Genomic DNA, 17,285 nt, shown 5'->3' on the forward strand with positions numbered 1-17,285 from the left:
TACTTTATTAATCATTCTTGATTAAATCTAGTGACTGTAAATGCTCATATAACTTAGGTAATTCAGCCTCACTCACAGGCGGACTGAAGTAATACCCTTGCACAACAAAGCAGTTATTATTTTGTAAAAACTCAATTTGCTCTTTAGTTTCGACCCCTTCAGCAACAACGTTAAGCTTAAGTTTTTGTGCCATTGCGATAATCGCAGCAGTGATCTCCATATCATTACTGTCTTCAGGGATATCTTTCACAAAAGAGCGGTCAACTTTTAAAATATCGACTGGAAAGCGTTTCAAATAACTCAGTGACGAGTATCCGGTACCAAAATCATCAATTGAAATTGAAACGCCAAGTGCTTTTAGTTGATGCAGTTGTAAGATCGCCGCCTCAACATGTCCCATTAACATACTTTCAGTCAATTCTAAGTGAATGCGTTTTGGTTCAACTCCTGTTTGCTTGATGATTTTATCAAGCGTCGACACCAAATTAGCATCTTTAAATTGACGTGCTGATAAGTTGATTGAAATATTATTTTTTAAGTCTTGGCTTGCTAAACGTGCAGCAAACTCACACGCTTCTTGCAATATCCACGCTCCAAGCTCAACAATCAAACCTGTAGCTTCAGCAATAGGAATGAATTTAGTTGGCGGTATCATGCCTTCATTTGGATGGAACCACCGTATGAGTGCTTCATAGCCAACAACTTGATTCTTGCGACAATCTACTTGTGGCTGATAGTAAACCTGGAACTGCCCCTCACGAATACCTGTACGTAACTCATTTTCAATAAACAAGCGTTCATTGGCAGCAGCATTAAGCTCTTGGCTATAAAAGTGGTAAGTATTACGCCCTTTCGCTTTTGCTTCATACATAGCAAGGTCAGCATGCTTCAGTAGCTGATCTTCCTCTTGGCTATCAAATGGTGCCATCGTGATACCAATACTGGCACTAATAATCACTTCATTGTTACCTAGTTTGATAGGCTCATTAAGAGTACGTTGAATGGTATTCGCCACTTCCATGGCGTGAGTTTGATGCTCAATACCACTTAACAGGACTGCGAACTCATCACCACCTAAACGTGCAATGGTATCTTCGGTGCGTAAACGCTTTTTCAAACGATTAGCAACTTCAACCAATAACTGATCGCCCGCATCGTGACCTAGCGTATCGTTGATACGTTTAAATTCATCTAAGTCAAAGTAAAATAAAGCAAATGCATAATGACCACGTTCAGCAAGTGCCATAGACTTGCGTAGCTGCATTCTAAAGAAAGTACGGTTTGCAAGCCCTGTTAATGTATCAAAATAGGCAAGCTGTTCCATTTTTCGCTGACTTTCTTTCACAAACGAAATATCTTGAGCTGAAGCCACGTAACTGGTGATTTCCCCCCCTTCTTCGCGGATTGGAGAAATACTCAATGAAACCCATACAGATTGACGCTCATTACCCTGTAATAAAGTATCTCCTCGCCAATAGTTACGGCTACGTAGGTCGATATCAATATCGTCAACTAAAATCGCCATTTCTTGAGAGATAATATTCATCAATGGTGAGCCAATAAAGTGGCGTTCCTCGAAACCCGTCATCTCAACCATTTTCGGGTTCACGTATTTGATTTCAAAGTCTTGATTAGTGATCACAACGCCAGTGCCTGAGAAGGCAACCGCTTTGGATAATCGGTTCGCTGCTTTTTCAGCTATTTCTTTTTCGCTAATGCGCTGATTTAGACCATCGATTAATTTACGAATTTCTATTGCCATGTCTCTAAAAGAGCCATTAAGCGTGCCTATTTCGTCTTTGTTCACTTTAGGAAATTCAGTTTGAAATTGCCCTTTGCCAAAACTAACAACCGCATTTACCAAAGAGTGAATACGACGCAGTACTAATTGATAAAGTGCTTGATGCAATAACAAAGCAACTAAAATAGCGTACAGGATAAACAAGCCAAAGAACTTTACTTTTAGCTCTTCAAGCGCAGAAAGTGCCGACGAGCGCTTTTTATAAATACCAATATACCAATTAAGGTTCTCGACTTTGCGGATATTGATAATATGGGTTTCACCATCTTGTACAAATGAATTTGCAGACTCTGGTAATTTTAAGCGAATGGTTTCAGACACTAATTTTTGTAGATCAGGATTAACAAAATCTTCAGTCAGCAACTTTTTACCTTCACGGCCATATTGCTCAAGCGTTGTTTTATCTAAATCAGGATGAGCTAAGAGCTGACCTTTCGCATCAAACACTAATAAATGTTGCTCACGATCGCCAATAGGCAGCTGTGCCAATAAGGTTTCAAGCGCAATATCACTACCAGTGACACCAAAAAATTCGTTATCAAGATAGATTGGCACAAGCACGCTTACGACCCACTTATGCCAAATAGTATCGTAATACACCTTTGACCATACAGCTTCTCGGCTCGGGTTTGTTGCAGCTTGTGCGTAATTAAATGTCTCGCCTTTGGTAAAGTCAAAATCGCCCGGTACATTGAGCGCCCAATTAGGTGGAGCAATACGTATAAAGTTATCTTTAGTGATTAAATAAAAATTAAAAAAGTCTTGGATAAGCGTTGGTGAGACAATTTTCCATAGCGATTCAGAATCGTTAATCAGCTGCTTATAAAAATTAGAGTACTGGTCTTGTGGAATAAATGAAGCTGATAAACCATCCTCAGAAGTGCTGCGAATACTGCCATCAACTGCAAACTTTATATCTGCGCTGCGGTTATTTTGTAGATGTGACTCATTATGCAGTAGCTGACTACTAACGACATTGTTAGCTTGCTCTGCAATATTTATTTTGGTGTTAATTAAGCGATTGAATTGACGACTCAAGCGTTCACTCGAATGCTTTAAAAGTTCGTGCTCTTCAAAAACAAGCTGTTTTTCTTCTGATTTAAGCATTAAAGCTGCAGCGCAAATACCTGCAATTAAACAAATAGCAGAGATTAACAGCGACAATTTCATACTTAATGAATTCACCCCAAACCGGGATGGCGGTCGTCGATACACCACAGGACTACCTTATTAATAATTGTTATTATTTATTATGCAAAAACAAATATACCAGATTCATTTTTAGATTTATAAATTTTTTATGAAGATTAATGAAATTTCTGAGGAATCTTTCGCTTTGTCCAAAATAGCATGTTTATGCAGTTGACTTTACATAGAAGTATTTTTACATTAGTCCAATGAAACAAAATATCTCTCGCACTTATTTTTCTTTTTTTAGCTTCTTTAGATAGAGGAGGCTTAACTGTTTGCGAGATAATTTCACCGAATAGCTAAAGCCTCCCTCTTGGGAGGCTTTTTTGTTTGTGCACTGTTTTGGAATGAGGAAACCAACATGAGCATTGATACATTAAATGCGTTACGACACGATATAAATGAAATCGACTCCGACTTACTTGTGTTACTGGCTAAAAGACGCCGTATAAGCCACAGCGTAGTCGAATATAAAATAGCCAATAACAAACCAATTCGTGATGAAGCTCGCGAACAAGCACTACTGGAAAAACTAATCAGTTATGGTAAGTCATTAGGTCTTGACGCTTACTACATTAATAATGTGTTTCAAACTATTCTTGAAGACTCAGTTTTAAACCAGCAAGCCATGCTGCAAAAGAACCTCAACCCAGAAGCTATGAGCGAAAGCCATCGTGTTGCGTATTTGGGTGGGCAAGGCTCATATAGCCAACTAGCCTGCCATAAATATTTTAGCCGCCGCCCTGGCAAAGTGATTGAAATGGGTTGCTCTAGCTTTGAACAGATCACTGGTAAAGTTGAAAGTGGACAGGCTGATTTTGGCTTACTGCCAATTGAAAACACCAGCTCAGGAAGTATCAATGAAGTATTCGACTTATTACAACACGCACAAGTATCAATTGTAGGTGAAGTAACCCATAGCGTTGAGCACTGTTTATTAGCAATGCCAGGTACTGAGCTATCTCATATCAATAAAATTTTTGCTCATCCACAACCTTTTGCTCAATGTAGCCGTTTCATTCAAGGGCTAGGTGACATTCAACATGAAACCTGTGATTCAACCTTCCACGCATTGCAATCTGCGGTTGAAACAGCAAATAGCGCCGCTATCGGCTCAGCTCAAGCTGGCAAAAATGTTGGTTTAGAAGTAATTAAGTCAGGCCTTGCAAACCAAAGCGAAAACCACAGCCGCTTTATTGTTGTCGCCCGTAAGCCGCTACAAGTATCGAAACAAATTCCGACCAAAACCAGTTTAATCATGGCGACTAAACAACAAGCAGGTTCATTGGCTGATGCTTTAATGATTTTTAAACATCACCAAATTAACCTAGTAAAACTAGAATCTCGCCCCGTACCAGGAAATCCGTGGGAAGAAGTGTTTTATGTTGACCTCGAAGCAAACCTTGATGACTTACATGTTAAGCAAGCGCTTGAAGAGCTGAAAGAACACACTCAGTACACACGTGTATTAGGCTGTTACCAAAGTGAGTCTTTGCAGGCTGTTAGTGTGTAATAGCCTGCCTAGATATGACTAATGAAAAGGAGTCTGTCGACTCCTTTTTCGTATAATTTCATCTTAGATACTTGCACCCATAGCCCTGTCTAAGCATAATCTTGAAAACAATTTGAAATTGGATCTTTCATGAATTGGTTAGCAGAATTAGCAACTAAAAGAACACCTTGGTTATTACTAGCGTTTATTTCACTCGCATTTGAAGTCACAGCATTGTTTTTTCAATACAACATGGGACTTGAGCCATGCATCATGTGTATTTATCAGCGCACCGCTGTTTTAGGCTTACTTGCAGCGGGTGTGATTGGTGCGATTAACCCAAAAAGTATGGTTGTTCGCTTAGTCGCATTTGCCACTTGGGGTATCTCAGCAATTTGGGGTTACTTTATTGCTAAAGAACACATTGCAATGCAAAACAATACCGACCCGTTTGCATTTAGCTGTGCATTTGAACCTAACTTCCCAAGTTTTATGCCTTTGCATGAATGGATCCCTAGCTTCTTTGCTGCCACTGGTGATTGTGGCAATATCGATTGGCAGTTTGCTTCAATGAGCATGCCGGCATGGATGGAAGTGATTTTTGCAGCATTTTCAGTGGTATTTGTGGCTGTTTTAGTTAGCCGATTAGTGAGCAAAAAGTCGCTATAATGATTTATTTTTTTACTAGCCAAATCCCTACTTTAAAAAACTTTAAAGTAAGGCAACGCCAGCAGATTATTGCTCTTGCTTTGGCTCATTTAAGCCCGAGCAAAAAGATCATTTTATCGGTATGTAAGCTTGCCTTTTTAGCGCCATTATTTTTAGGTTTAGCTTACTTTGAAGGGTGGATGCTTATTCCTTGGTTGTTGTTAGCAGGTTTAAGTTACCCTCTTATCACAACACCTATCGAAAACATGTTCGCGTTAGCGTATTTAGACAAGGCTATCAGTGAAATTAAACAGGGCGAATAACGCCCTGTATAGGTGATAACCTGCTATTTATAGAGTAATTTTCCCCTCAAGTTTAGCGAATAGCTTATCACCAATTCCTTTTACTTCTTTTAATTGTTCTAGCGACTTAAACGAGCCTTGCTTGGTGCGATGCTCGACAATCGCTTTCGCTTTTGATTCACCAATACCCGGTAATTGAGTTAACTGCTCAATGCTGGCTTTATTAATACTCAGCTTTTGCATTTTAACTTGTGTTGCTTTGGTTGGTGTTTCGGCTGATACCTGTGTAGCAGGTAGTAATGCAAGAGTAGCGGCAAGTAAAATACTTGATAGTAATTTCATAATTTCCTCCATGACGCCCTTGTTTGGACTGATAGTTAGCGATTACCCAACACTCACTCCATCGCTTGTGTTTAACTTTGGGTAACATTTTAAATAAAGCTAATACACAAAGTATTGTCAAATTTACTAAATAAAAATTTTCTCAAGTTACTTGCAAAGTAAGGCTCGAAGCATTACTGTATATAAAAACAGTAATCTTAGCAGCGATTTTACGCTGCAATGCCAGGCTTAAATGCAGGAGAAATCATGGCTGTTGTTGTTAAATATGTTGTAGAAAGAAACGGAGTCGAGCGCATGACGTTTACTACTAAGAAAGAAGCTGATGCGTATGACAAAATGCTCGACATTGCTGAGTCATTAGAACTTATGCTTGAAAAAGTTGATGTACCATTAAGCGAGCAACAAATTGAGTCACTGGCGCTTGAAATGGCAAAAGAAAAAGACCAATTTATGGCGGTACTTAAAGGTGCAAAAGACGCGCCAGCTAAACCTAAAAAAGCAAAGTCAGACGATAACGTTGCTGATATAAAAGAAAAAGCGGCAAGCTAAACGCAAATTTAGATCATAAAAAAGGGCAACATCCGTTGCCCTTTTTTGTGTTTAATCAAAAACTACAATGACGATTCAACTTCATCAAATAAATCTGTAATTTCTTTTTTTGGCTCAGCCGTCATAAGGCTAACAACAACTATGGCTATTGTTGATAAAATAAAGCCAGGGACAATCTCATAAATGATTGCACTTAATGCTTGGCCATCAATAGTAATTGGCGCGTATATCCAAAACAGCACTGTTGCTGCACCAACAACCATGCCACTAATAGCCCCTTGTAAGTTCATGCGTTTCCAGTAAAGGCTCAGTAGCACCAGTGGACCAAATGCTGCACCGAAACCAGCCCATGCATTACTTACTAAGTCTAAAATAGAGCTATTACGGTCATAAGCTAGGTAAATAGCAAATAAGGCAACTAAGATAACACTAATACGACCAACTAAAACCAGCTCTTTTTGAGATGCACTACGGTTTAAGTAAATTTTGTAGAAATCCTCAGTTAGAGAGCTTGAACACACTAACAACTGTGATGAGATAGTACTCATAATTGCCGCTAAAATTGCTGCCAATAAGAAACCGGCAATTAAAGGATGGAAGATAAGCTCAGACAACACTAAGAAAATAGTTTCTTTATCATCAATAGGCATTTGGTTTTCAAGCATATAAGCAGCACCAAATAGACCAGTTAGCACAGCACCAATTGCTGATAGCGTCATCCACGACATACCCACACGACGCATGGTTGGCATATCTTTCACTGAACGTACAGACATAAAACGCACAATAATATGTGGCTGACCAAAATAACCAAGGCCCCATGCCATTGCTGAAATAATCGCTATAGTCGAACCACCTGCAAACCAATCCATCATATTAAGTGCATGAATTTCTGATTCTTTTGGTGAGCTTAATAATAAGTCATAGCGTGCATTGGCAAGTGTATCCATAACTGGCTGATCAAGCATGGTAAACGTCGCAATTGGCACAGCCAGCAGCGAGATAAACATGATACAACCTTGCACAAAGTCAGTCAGGCTCACGGCTAAGAAGCCACCAAACAAGGTATATAACACGACGACACCTGTTGTGATGTATAGACCCATTTCGTAGCTCATATTAAATGAGTTTTCGAACAACTTACCACCTGCAACAACACCTGATGAGGTATATAAAGTAAAGAAAACAATGATTACAATCGCAGAGATAACACGCAGAATATTCTTATTATCATCAAAGCGGTTTGCGAAGTAATCAGGAATGGTGATTGAGTCATTCGCCTTTTCTGTGTAAACACGCAAGCGAGGCGCGACTAAGAAGTAGTTAGCCCAAGCACCGAGTACTAGACCAATGGCAATCCAAACCTTACTTAAACCAAACAAGTACATTGCACCTGGTAGGCCCATTAGCAGCCAACCACTCATGTCAGATGCGCCAGCTGAAAGCGCAGCAACACTTGGTGATAAATTACGACCACCTAGCATATAGCCTGATACATCGTCGGTAGATTGCTTATAAGCATATAGCCCAATCCCCAACATGACGATGAAGTACAATGCTAACGAAATTATCATTCCTGTTTCCAAATTAGCCTCCAAAAGTTGTTTAATGTTGGCTTTTAATCCGAATAATGACTCGCAAGTTATTTAATTTAAAGACATTATTGGGGTAAAAACCTATATCATCCACGACTATATCATGCTTACCCCCCTTAACTCCAATCAAGCAGATAAATGACAAAGCTCAATTTTTCAACTTTTATCTAACATTTTTCTTATATTTAATCGCAAGTTATAGAATTTATCTGCAAATTATCCTAGTCTTTAATTCTTAATAAAATAATAACTTTTCCTCGCAAATGAACATTTAGCTAATGCTATTTCAGGCACAATGCAATATATTGCGAGAAGTAAATGAATTAACAGATGTGGACATGTTTGGACTATGTATTTTTACGCTGCACGCCAACCTATTTTAGACAGGGATAAAAAACTAATTGGCTACGAGCTTTTATTTCGAGATGGCGTAGACAATGTTTTTCCTGATATTGATGGCGATGAAGCAACGTCACGACTTATTGAAGGCAGCCAATTTAATTTTGGTTTAGAGGATTTAACGGATAACAAACCTGCTTATATCAACTTTACTCTAGAAACCTTGCAAAAGGGTTATCCACTTTTACTTGGTAAAGAGCAGGTGGTAGTAGAGATATTAGAAACAATCCAACCAGGTAAACGCCTACTGGCATTAGTTAAAGATCTAAAAGAAAAAGGCTATATACTTGCACTTGATGATTACATTCACCAACCTGTATGGCGACACTTTTATCCTTACATCGATATTATTAAGATTGACTTTCTAACTTGTGATGTAGACTCAATAAAAGCGATCATCGAGGCTATTAAGCCGTATCCACACATAAAGTTGCTTGCTGAGAAAGTTGAAACATACGAAAAGTATCAGCTTGCCCTAGAAATGGGCTTTAGCTACTTCCAAGGGTTTTTCTTTTCAAAACCTGAGATGGTACAAAGCAAAACTTTGCCGCCATCAGAGATGGCTCTTGCCGAGCTTCTATACGAAACATCGAGTATTGATCTAAACCTCAGAAAAATCACTGAGGTGTTTGAACGTGACGTTAACTTATCTTATAAGTTGCTACGCTACTCAAACTCAGCGGCCTTTAAACGTCGCGCTGAAATCAGCACAATTAAACAAGCGCTTATTGTATTAGGAAGTGAAGAAATTAAACGTTTCTTATCACTTTTATTTGCAGCGCAAGTCGCAGCAGATAAGCCAGCCGAACTAATTCGCCTTTCATTGACCCGTGCTCGGTTTGCTGAATTATTGGCAATCAGCCACGGCAAAATGCGAGATACTGGTATGGCATTTTTAACGGGTATGATGTCGTTAATGGATGCAATCCTCGACGAAGATATGCCAAGTGTAATGAACAAGTTACCGCTGACTATTGAAATTAAAGATGCGCTACTCAAAGATGAAGGCTTATTAGCAACGTATTTAAAGCTGGTAAAATTTTATGAGCAAGCAAATTGGGAAAAAGCGAAAGAAATCCAACAACAACTTGGACTTAAACCTGAAGAAGTACCTGACGCTTACCATGATGCATTGAGTTGGTCTAATGACCAAATGAGTGTGTTTGGGGACTGATGAATACCCATCCCTTAACGATATAAAAATGCCAGCAATTGCTGGCATTTTTATTTAACACTTTTAAAGATTCTCTAAGAAATCTTCGTCAAAGTCATCTGGTTCTTTTTCTAGTGGCGGATTACCATCATGTAGCTCATATAATTGACGCTGGAAGTAGATATCCTTCATGAAGATATAAGGGTCTAGCGACTCATTTAATAGGCTCTCTTGTGGCATTAATGAAGCACGGGCTTCAACCGCTTTAAGTGCAAACACTAATATTGTTTGAGGTGTTGTTAGTGTTATTTCAGGTAATACGAAATTATCAACAACATCACCAGTTAGGTTTCGTGCGGTACTTGGTCCCATACCAGGGATCATCAAGTAAGCACCATCACCCACTCCCCATACACCAAGAGTTTGGCCAAAATCTTCATCGACAATTTCTAAGCCCAGCGATGAAGCAACATCAAAAAAACCGAGTAGACCTACTGTAGAGTTCACTAAAAAGCGCGCTAAGCTAATACCCATATTACCAGGCTTACCCTGCAGACCAGCATTGACCATATCCGTTGGTGCGGTGATGTTATCGGTAAAATTAACAATGCTACGTCTTACCGGTGTTGGCGTTACTGTAACGTAGCCAACAGCTGCTGGGCGAAGAATATAGGCGTCAAGCACGTCCATATTAAAATCATACATAGGACGGTTAAACGACTGTAACGGATCTCGCTCATCCGCTTTTTCTTCGGGTATTTGTGCGCATCCTGCAAGCACTACAAAAAAGATAAAAAATATACTGTGCCTAAACATCGGCTATCCTTACGGTATTAACTCATTAATTAGCAACGCGTACTCTTTAACGTTCGCACGTTCTAAAATACCCGACTTGCCTTCCAACTCGCCGCTAGAAGTTACCACAGTTGCATCTTTTGATAAACGCGCAGTTAAAATAATTTTATCGACACTTGATAAATTCAGACCTTCAACCATTGCATTCGAATCACTCAATGTCACTGTTAGCGGAAAGCTGTATTCCGTCATTTTTACCACGGCTAATGGCATCTGTGGGCCACTGGCTGCTTTTGCAAAAACAAACAAGGTGCCGTTTTGTGGCTGCGAATCTGCTAGAGCTGAGTCTAAATCAACTGTGATGCTAATTTCACTGTGTGAAGCTTTTGCAATTTCTGTATTTGTAACTTGCTGCTGATTATTTAAGTGAGCATCAATTTCAGCAATACGCTCTGCAATCATGCTATAACGCGGATCATTTTGCTGCATACTTGCAAGCAGTACTTCAAACGCAGTTTTAGCTTGCAGCCAATCCTTGCGCTCATAAGCAATCAGAGCTAACAATGAGATTGCATCAATATTAGTCGGCTCTGCTTTTAACACTCTCGATAACATCGTTGCTGCACGTGACATATTCGCATCACTGCCTTCCATTAGCAGAACTTGCGAGTAGCTGATCAGCACTTGCTTGTTATCCGGGTTCATTTTTAGCACTTTATCAAATGACTGCATCGCCATATCAAATTCATTTAATGACATCGCAACACGACCTAGCAGCATCCACGCCACTTCATCATCACCACTTTGATCAAGCTTGGTACGCAATGCTAAAGCAAATGCTTGCAACTCATTCGGTGTCAATGGCTCACCATCTTGCATTACGGCACGTTCACCATACGACTTAAGGTTTGCCATCGCGTCATGCCAGCCTTTTATTTGCTGCTGACTACCCGTGTAACCGTAAAAGATAGCCGTCAAAACAATTAAAAAGCCAGCGCCAGTAAGGGCAAAAATACGGTTGTTACCTTTACTATTTAGCGCTTTTTCTGGAGACAGCTCATTGAGCAAACGACGTTTTTGTTCGATAACTGATTCGTCGTGCATTTGTGCATCAATACGTTGGTTATCTAAGTCTGTTTTAAGCTCATCTAAACGTTGATGATAAATTCGGATTAACTCCGAGTTTGCATTGTGATCAAGGCGTTGAATACGTTCGCGTTTAAAAAAAGGAACGACAACAAATAGCAATGCAACCAGCGTGAGTAAAACAAAAGAAGCCCACATTAATGCCATCTAGCTTTGCTCCTGACGTTGATTTTGTTCAATTAACTTTGCAAGTAGTGCCTCGTCTTGCTCTGTCCATGTTTGTTTTACCGATGCCTTACGTTGGCGTAAAACAATAAACCCAAAGCCAAGTACCACAATCAATACTGGCAATACCCATAATACTAAGGTTGCGGGTGTTACGGGTGGATCGTAATGTACGAAGTAGCCATAACGGTCAATCATATAATCGATGACTTCATCTTTAGTTTTGCCATCTTTTACCAGCGCTAACACTTTGTCGCGTAAGTCTTTGGCTACAACCGCGTCTGAGTCGGCAATGTTTTGGTTTTGACATTTAGGGCAACGCAGCTCTTTGGTAAGCTCACTGAAGCGTACAGCTTGCTCTTTGTCATCAAATTGATATTTGTCTTGCTCTGCAAATGCACTAAACGTGATAAGCAAACTTGCTAAAAAAATCACGAGTCTCATTACTGTAACTCCTGCATTAACGGTGCGAATTTGGCTCGCCACACACGCGGATTAATATCGCCGGTATGGTGCAGCAAAATGGTGCCTTGCTTATCAACTAAGAAGGTCTCTGGCGCGCCAGACACCCCTAAATCAAGGGCTAATGTGCGCTTTAAATCTAAGATATTGAATTGATATGGGTCGCCAGCACGATTAAGCATACTGGTAACGTCTTCGCGTAGTGCGTTAATATCAAACTGGCCATCAAAGTCAGGGTCGTAGCCTTGCTCGTAGTATAAGCCAACAATCTTAACGCCCTGCTCTCTAAGCTCAGTTAAATAGCCTAACTCAGCTAAACAGGTCGGGCACCATGTGCCCCACACATTGAGTAAGTAAACTTCACCTTTTAAATCACTATCTGTCCAACGCGTTGACTCATCCATCAAGTCTGGCAAGTTGAAAGCTGGCATAGCCTGCCCAATACGCCCAGTTTGCAGCTCACGCGGGTTAGCAAACAAGCCTTGATATAAAAACACACACAGTAAAACGAAAACCAGTAAAGGTGCTAGTGCGAGTAGTTTACGGTTCATGCTGATGCCTCCTGCTTAGTCGATTTTTGGCGATAGCGTTTATCACCAAGCACTAAAAAGCCTGCCAGTGAAATCAAGATACCACCGAGCCACATCCAACGAACATAAGGCTTATGGTAAATACGTAACGACCACGCACCTTGGCTTAATTGCTCACCCAGTGCTAGGTATAAGTCACGCGTAAAGCCAGCATCAACAGCTGCTTCTGTCATAAACTGCATGCCAATGTCATAACGGCGTTTTTCAGCATGTAAAACGGTTACTTGTTTATCATTTTTCAGCACAGTGACAACCCCAGCATGGCCGCTATAGTTAGCGCCGCGAATAGACTTAACACCATCAAAACGGTACTGGTATTCATTTAAAGCCACAGTGTCACCCGGCTTCATTGATACATCACGCTCTACTGAATAAGCAGAGGTTAACGTTACACCTGCAATCACGAACGCTAAACCAACGTGACCTAATACCATCGCCCAATAGCTTAGTCCTAAACGTTTAAAGCCTTCGCCTAAGGTTTTGTGAATAGTTACTTTTGCCGTTAAATCAACCAGAGTAGTAACAACAATCCATACCGCTAGCGCAGTTGCAATAAAGGTAATTGGCGCAATTACATCGTAACTTGAATATAACCACGCTGCCGTAGCCACGAGACTGACAACAGCCGATAGTGCAAATTTGTTTTGCAACATTGACCATTTATTTTGTTTCCAGCGTAACAGCGGACCCATACCCATTAAAATGGCAAACGGTACCAGTAAAATAGCAAACATCTTATTGAAGAACGGCTCACCAATCGAAATGCTACCTAAGCCAAGTTCTTTGTGGATCATTGGCAGTAATGTACCTAGCAATACAATCAGTGTTGCCACAACTAAGAAAATATTATTTAACCAAAGCGCAACTTCACGTGAGGCAAACTTATAACGGCCTTCACTTTTCACCTGCGAAACACGCAGTGCATAAAGCGATAAACCACCACCAACTACAATGGCTAAGAATGCTAAAATAAACATACCGCGGTTAGGATCTGAGGCAAAAGCATGCACAGATACAATGATACCCGAGCGAACAATAAAGGTACCCAGTAAGCTTAACGAGAATGCTGCAATAGCCAGTAATACGGTCCACGACTTAAATACACCACGCTTTTCGGTGGTTGATAATGAGTGCAGCAATGCGGTTGCCACAAGCCATGGCATTAATGATGCGTTTTCAACGGGATCCCAGAACCACCAGCCGCCCCAGCCAAGTTCTGAGTATGCCCACCAACTACCAATGGTAATACCAAGTGTTAAAAAGCCCCATGCTGTCATAGTCCAAGGACGAGACCACTTAGCCCAAGTATTATCAAGCTTACCAGTAAGTAACGCTGCAATAGCGAATGAGAATGACACAGATAAACCTACATAGCCCATATAAAGCAATGGCGGGTGAATAATCATACCTGGGTCTTGCAATAACGGATTTAAATCGCGACCTTCAACAGGGAAATACGGTAATAAGCGCTCAAATGGGCTCGACATTAACAAGGTGTATAACATAAAGCCAACACCTAAAAAGCCTAGTACACCAAGTACACGAGCACGTAATACCCAAGGTAATGATTGCGAGCGCATAGCTACTACGGCTGTCCAACCCGCTTGCATCACTAACCAAAGTAATATCGCCCCTTCATGACCACCCCATGTCGAGGTTATTTTGTAGTACCAAGGTAAGGTGCTACTTGAATGATAAGCAACATACGAAACAGTAAAGTCGTCGGTTAAACTAGCATAAACAAGTGCCGCAAAAGACAAAAGCACAAATACGAACTGTCCAATTGCCAGTGATGGGGCGGCACGCATTAAACGTAAATTGCCGGTATGCGCCCCCCACATAGGAAAAATACACAATAGAACACTGAGCACCATGGCCAGTGTTAAAGAAAAATAACCGAGTTCTGGGATCATATTAATTGCCGTTATCTAAGTTATACGTCGGTTTTTCGTGCTTGATACCCTTCACTGCTTCAGCAACTTCTGCAGGCATGTATTCTTCATCATGCTTTGCAAGTACTTCAAAGGCATCAATTTCATTGGCTTTAACTAACACGCCCTGCGCCACAATCCCTTGGCCTTCACGGAATAAGTCCGGTAAGATCCCTTGATAATTAATTGTCACCATAGGGCCTTTATCAATCAGTTTGAAGCTTACCTTTAAGCTTGATTCGTCACGAACAACTGAGCCTGGTACAACCATGCCACCAATACGTAACTTTTGACCAATATGCGGTTTTTCTTTATTTGGTCCCTTACCATCAACAAGTTCACTTGGGGTATAGAATAAATTGATGTTTTCTTGCAGTGCATACAGCACTAAACCAATCGTTGCACCCACACCAAAAATAATGGCTACAACTGCTAATAAACGTTTTTTACGTCTTGGATTCATTGCCCTGCCTCTTGCTTCGCTTTCTTAATGCGCTCTTCACGTTGTGCTTGCTGCTTTACTGAAGAGAAAATACGTTTTGTATCGTTTAACGAACTAAATAAAATACCGAGTAAAATTAATGCACAGCTACCAAAAGACAACCATACATAAAAGCCATAGCCACCCATGGCAATAAAATCTGCAAAAGAATCAAACTGCATGATTAACCTCGCTCAACCATATCACGCACCCAAGGGCGATGCTTTTCACGTTGAAGAATTTCGTTTTTAAGGCGGATTAACGTCACCACACCAACAAAACCTGCAAACGCAACAATGTTAACCATTAATGGCCAAAACATGCTTGGATCAATGGCTTTAGTATCAAACTTTGTAATGGTTGCACCTTGGTGTAAGGTATTCCACCACTCCACCGAGAAGTGAATAATCGGTAAGTTGATAACCCCAACAATGGCTAAGATACAAGCAGCACGCCCCGCTGCTTTTTTATCTTCAAAAGCATGATAAAGCGATAACACACCAAGGTATAAAAATAACAGAATTAACTCAGAGGTAAGACGTGCATCCCACACCCACCATGCGCCCCACATAGGCTTACCCCATGCTGCACCGGTAATTAATGCTATCGCTGTCACACATGCCCCAACAGGTGCAATTGCAATCACTGCAAGTTCTGCATTACGTAATTGCCATACTAGTGCGATCACTGCTGCAATCGCCATAGAAGAGTAAGCGCCCATAGATAAAATAGCTGAAGGCACATGGATAAAAATAATTCGGTAGCTGTCTTTTTGTTGGTAATCGGCTGGGGCATAAGCAAGCCCCCAGACCCATCCAACAATCATACAAACCACCGTAACGACGGCGAAATAAGGCAGTAAGGTGTTACACAATTGGTAAGCACGATCTGCTTTTGCGTAGGGATGTAACCACTTCCACATATTAACTTACACTCACTTTCAATGCTGACGATATGGCAATTGGTGCCGCTATAATCGCTACGATTAGCATGGCACCAAGGATTGCAAGCTGTCCGCTATAGGCAAGCTCCATAGAGCTGGTATCAATAGCCGAGGTTGCAAAAATTAGTACAGGGATGTACAAAGGCAAAACAAGCAAACTCATTAAAATGCCGCCTTTTTGTAGTCCCACAGTAAGTCCAGCGCCAATTGCGCCAATGAAGCTAAGCAATGGCGTACCTAACAATAAGGTCAGAACGGTTGCTAAAAGCGCTGAACTTTCTAAATTCAATAACAAAGCAAATACCGGAGTCATTAACACTAAAGGCAACCCCGTTATCACCCAATGCGCTGCCACTTTTGCAAGGACAGTTAACGGTAAAGGGTATGATGAAGCAATTAATTGCTCTAGTGTTCCGTCGTGATAATCATCACGAAATAGCTTATCTAGGCCTAACATGGTCGAGAGTAACGCAGCGACCCAAATAATGCCCGGCGCCATACGAGCAAGTAGACCGGGTTCAGGGCCAATTGCTAACGGAAAAAGTGTAATAACGATAAGAAAAAACAAGATAGGGTTAACGATTTCAGCACGCTGACGAAACGCTAATTTAAGATCTTTAGAAAAAACCGCAGAGAATAATTGCCAATACGAATGCTGTTTTACCATCAGTGGCGATACTCCAAAGTCACTGTTTGAAGGTCACTAAAATGTGTCGTTAAATCTTGGTGGGTGGTTAATAGAATCGCGCCGCCAGCATTTAGGTGCTCAACAAAGCGTTCTTGTAAAAATGCAACACCGCTTTTATCAAGGGCTGTAAATGGCTCATCAAGGATCCATAGTTTGGCACTGTTTAACCACAGTCTTACGAGAGCGACACGGCGTTGTTGCCCTGCTGACAACATACGAACAGGTACATCTTCAAGACCTACCAAGCCTATTTTTGCTAAGATCGGATACAAGTCTTGTTTGCTATCGTAGCCATTTATTTTTAGCCAAAATGCGACATTCTCTAGGGCGGTAAGCTGTGTATTTACCCCAGTTTTATGGCCGATGAATAATAACTCTTGTGCATATTCATCATAGTATTTTGTAATTGAGCGATCTTGGAACAAAACATCGCCTTCATCCGCCATAGCGAAACCCGCGATAATACGCAATAATGATGTTTTACCAGCCCCATTCGGACCAGCTAACTGCATAATTTGTCCCGATTTCAAGCTGAAATTAAGATCCGCAAACAAACAACGATCTTGCTTGATGCAGGTGACGGCCTTAATGTGTAACAAGATGACGATTCTC

18 protein-coding genes are annotated in these 17,285 nt (G+C 40.8%); 5 read left to right on the forward strand and 13 right to left on the reverse strand.

Annotation, left to right across the window (positions count from 1 at the left end; all coding sequences use genetic code 11):
* Nucleotides 1–7: 7 nt before the first annotated feature.
* Nucleotides 8–2,971, reverse strand: coding sequence for a bifunctional diguanylate cyclase/phosphodiesterase (locus L1266_RS11130; protein WP_082389262.1), 2,964 nt, complete (start codon nucleotides 2,969–2,971; stop codon nucleotides 8–10).
* 382 nt (nucleotides 2,972–3,353) lie between these two features.
* On the opposite strand from L1266_RS11130, the gene L1266_RS11135 reads away from it, so the two are divergent.
* From L1266_RS11135 to L1266_RS11145, 3 genes are all read left to right on the forward strand, one after another.
* Nucleotides 3,354–4,505 carry a chorismate mutase gene (locus L1266_RS11135; RefSeq protein ID WP_054553232.1) on the forward strand — a complete coding sequence of 384 codons (1,152 nt, stop codon included), beginning with the start codon at nucleotides 3,354–3,356 and terminating at the stop codon, nucleotides 4,503–4,505.
* A gap of 129 nt (nucleotides 4,506–4,634) precedes the next feature.
* Nucleotides 4,635–5,153 (forward strand): disulfide bond formation protein DsbB, encoded by a 519-nt coding sequence (gene dsbB / locus L1266_RS11140; RefSeq protein WP_138618583.1) that lies wholly within the window; start codon nucleotides 4,635–4,637, stop codon nucleotides 5,151–5,153.
* Nucleotides 5,153–5,455, forward strand: a complete 303-nt coding sequence (locus L1266_RS11145; protein WP_235377543.1) for a DUF6170 family protein — start codon at nucleotides 5,153–5,155, stop codon at nucleotides 5,453–5,455. The genes dsbB and L1266_RS11145 overlap by 1 nt, the downstream gene beginning before the upstream one ends.
* Before the next feature lie 27 nt (nucleotides 5,456–5,482).
* Here L1266_RS11145 and L1266_RS11150 read toward each other — a convergent pair whose 3' ends face one another.
* Entirely contained in the window at nucleotides 5,483–5,776 is a 294-nt protein-coding gene (locus tag L1266_RS11150) for a ComEA family DNA-binding protein (RefSeq protein WP_054553235.1), read from the reverse strand.
* A gap of 246 nt (nucleotides 5,777–6,022) precedes the next feature.
* Here L1266_RS11150 and L1266_RS11155 point away from each other — a divergent pair, with 246 nt between their 5' ends.
* Nucleotides 6,023–6,325: a YebG family protein gene (locus L1266_RS11155; RefSeq protein WP_054553324.1), complete on the forward strand. Its 303-nt coding sequence runs from the start codon at nucleotides 6,023–6,025 to the stop codon at nucleotides 6,323–6,325.
* A 62-nt stretch (nucleotides 6,326–6,387) separates the two neighbouring features.
* On the opposite strand, the gene putP is transcribed toward L1266_RS11155, so the two are convergent.
* Nucleotides 6,388–7,899, reverse strand: a complete 1,512-nt coding sequence (putP, locus tag L1266_RS11160; protein ID WP_054553236.1) for a sodium/proline symporter PutP — start codon at nucleotides 7,897–7,899, stop codon at nucleotides 6,388–6,390.
* 370 nt (nucleotides 7,900–8,269) lie between these two features.
* Here putP and L1266_RS11165 point away from each other — a divergent pair, with 370 nt between their 5' ends.
* On the forward strand, nucleotides 8,270–9,493 hold the full coding sequence (locus tag L1266_RS11165) for an EAL and HDOD domain-containing protein (RefSeq protein WP_054553237.1): 1,224 nt from the start codon (nucleotides 8,270–8,272) through the stop codon (nucleotides 9,491–9,493).
* A gap of 63 nt (nucleotides 9,494–9,556) precedes the next feature.
* On the opposite strand, the gene L1266_RS11170 is transcribed toward L1266_RS11165, so the two are convergent.
* Genes L1266_RS11170 through ccmA form a run of 10 tightly spaced genes read right to left on the reverse strand, consistent with a single transcriptional unit; the run spans nucleotide 9,557 to nucleotide 17,272 of the window.
* Nucleotides 9,557–10,288, reverse strand: a complete 732-nt coding sequence (locus tag L1266_RS11170; RefSeq protein WP_138599025.1) for an MlaA family lipoprotein — start codon at nucleotides 10,286–10,288, stop codon at nucleotides 9,557–9,559.
* Between the two features lie 9 nt (nucleotides 10,289–10,297).
* On the reverse strand, nucleotides 10,298–11,560 hold the full coding sequence (ccmI, locus tag L1266_RS11175; RefSeq protein WP_138618589.1) for a c-type cytochrome biogenesis protein CcmI: 1,263 nt from the start codon (nucleotides 11,558–11,560) through the stop codon (nucleotides 10,298–10,300).
* Nucleotides 11,561–12,022, reverse strand: a complete 462-nt coding sequence (locus L1266_RS11180; RefSeq protein ID WP_138599027.1) for a cytochrome c-type biogenesis protein — start codon at nucleotides 12,020–12,022, stop codon at nucleotides 11,561–11,563.
* Nucleotides 12,022–12,591: a DsbE family thiol:disulfide interchange protein gene (locus L1266_RS11185; protein WP_138599028.1), complete on the reverse strand. Its 570-nt coding sequence runs from the start codon at nucleotides 12,589–12,591 to the stop codon at nucleotides 12,022–12,024. Before L1266_RS11185 ends, L1266_RS11180 begins: the two co-directional genes overlap by 1 nt.
* Entirely contained in the window at nucleotides 12,588–14,543 is a 1,956-nt protein-coding gene (locus L1266_RS11190; RefSeq protein WP_138599029.1) for a heme lyase CcmF/NrfE family subunit, read from the reverse strand. Before L1266_RS11190 ends, L1266_RS11185 begins: the two co-directional genes overlap by 4 nt.
* Nucleotide 14,544: 1 nt before the next feature.
* A complete protein-coding gene (gene ccmE / locus L1266_RS11195) occupies nucleotides 14,545–15,024 on the reverse strand; it encodes a cytochrome c maturation protein CcmE (RefSeq protein ID WP_054553243.1) in 480 nt (159 codons plus the stop codon).
* Nucleotides 15,021–15,224: a heme exporter protein CcmD gene (gene ccmD / locus L1266_RS11200; protein WP_054553244.1), complete on the reverse strand. Its 204-nt coding sequence runs from the start codon at nucleotides 15,222–15,224 to the stop codon at nucleotides 15,021–15,023. Before ccmD ends, ccmE begins: the two co-directional genes overlap by 4 nt.
* A gap of 2 nt (nucleotides 15,225–15,226) precedes the next feature.
* Nucleotides 15,227–15,964, reverse strand: coding sequence for a heme ABC transporter permease (locus L1266_RS11205; protein ID WP_054553245.1), 738 nt, complete (start codon nucleotides 15,962–15,964; stop codon nucleotides 15,227–15,229).
* Between the two features lies 1 nt (nucleotide 15,965).
* Nucleotides 15,966–16,652 carry a heme exporter protein CcmB gene (gene ccmB, locus L1266_RS11210; RefSeq protein ID WP_054553246.1) on the reverse strand — a complete coding sequence of 229 codons (687 nt, stop codon included), beginning with the start codon at nucleotides 16,650–16,652 and terminating at the stop codon, nucleotides 15,966–15,968.
* The gene (gene ccmA / locus L1266_RS11215) at nucleotides 16,652–17,272 is read right to left on the reverse strand and encodes a cytochrome c biogenesis heme-transporting ATPase CcmA (protein WP_138599030.1); all 621 of its coding nucleotides are present in this window, start codon (nucleotides 17,270–17,272) and stop codon (nucleotides 16,652–16,654) included. The genes ccmB and ccmA overlap by 1 nt, the downstream gene beginning before the upstream one ends.
* Nucleotides 17,273–17,285: the final 13 nt, after the last annotated feature.

The organism is Pseudoalteromonas sp. Cn5-37, from assembly GCF_021532495.1.
Classification (GTDB): domain Bacteria; phylum Pseudomonadota; class Gammaproteobacteria; order Enterobacterales; family Alteromonadaceae; genus Pseudoalteromonas; species Pseudoalteromonas simplex.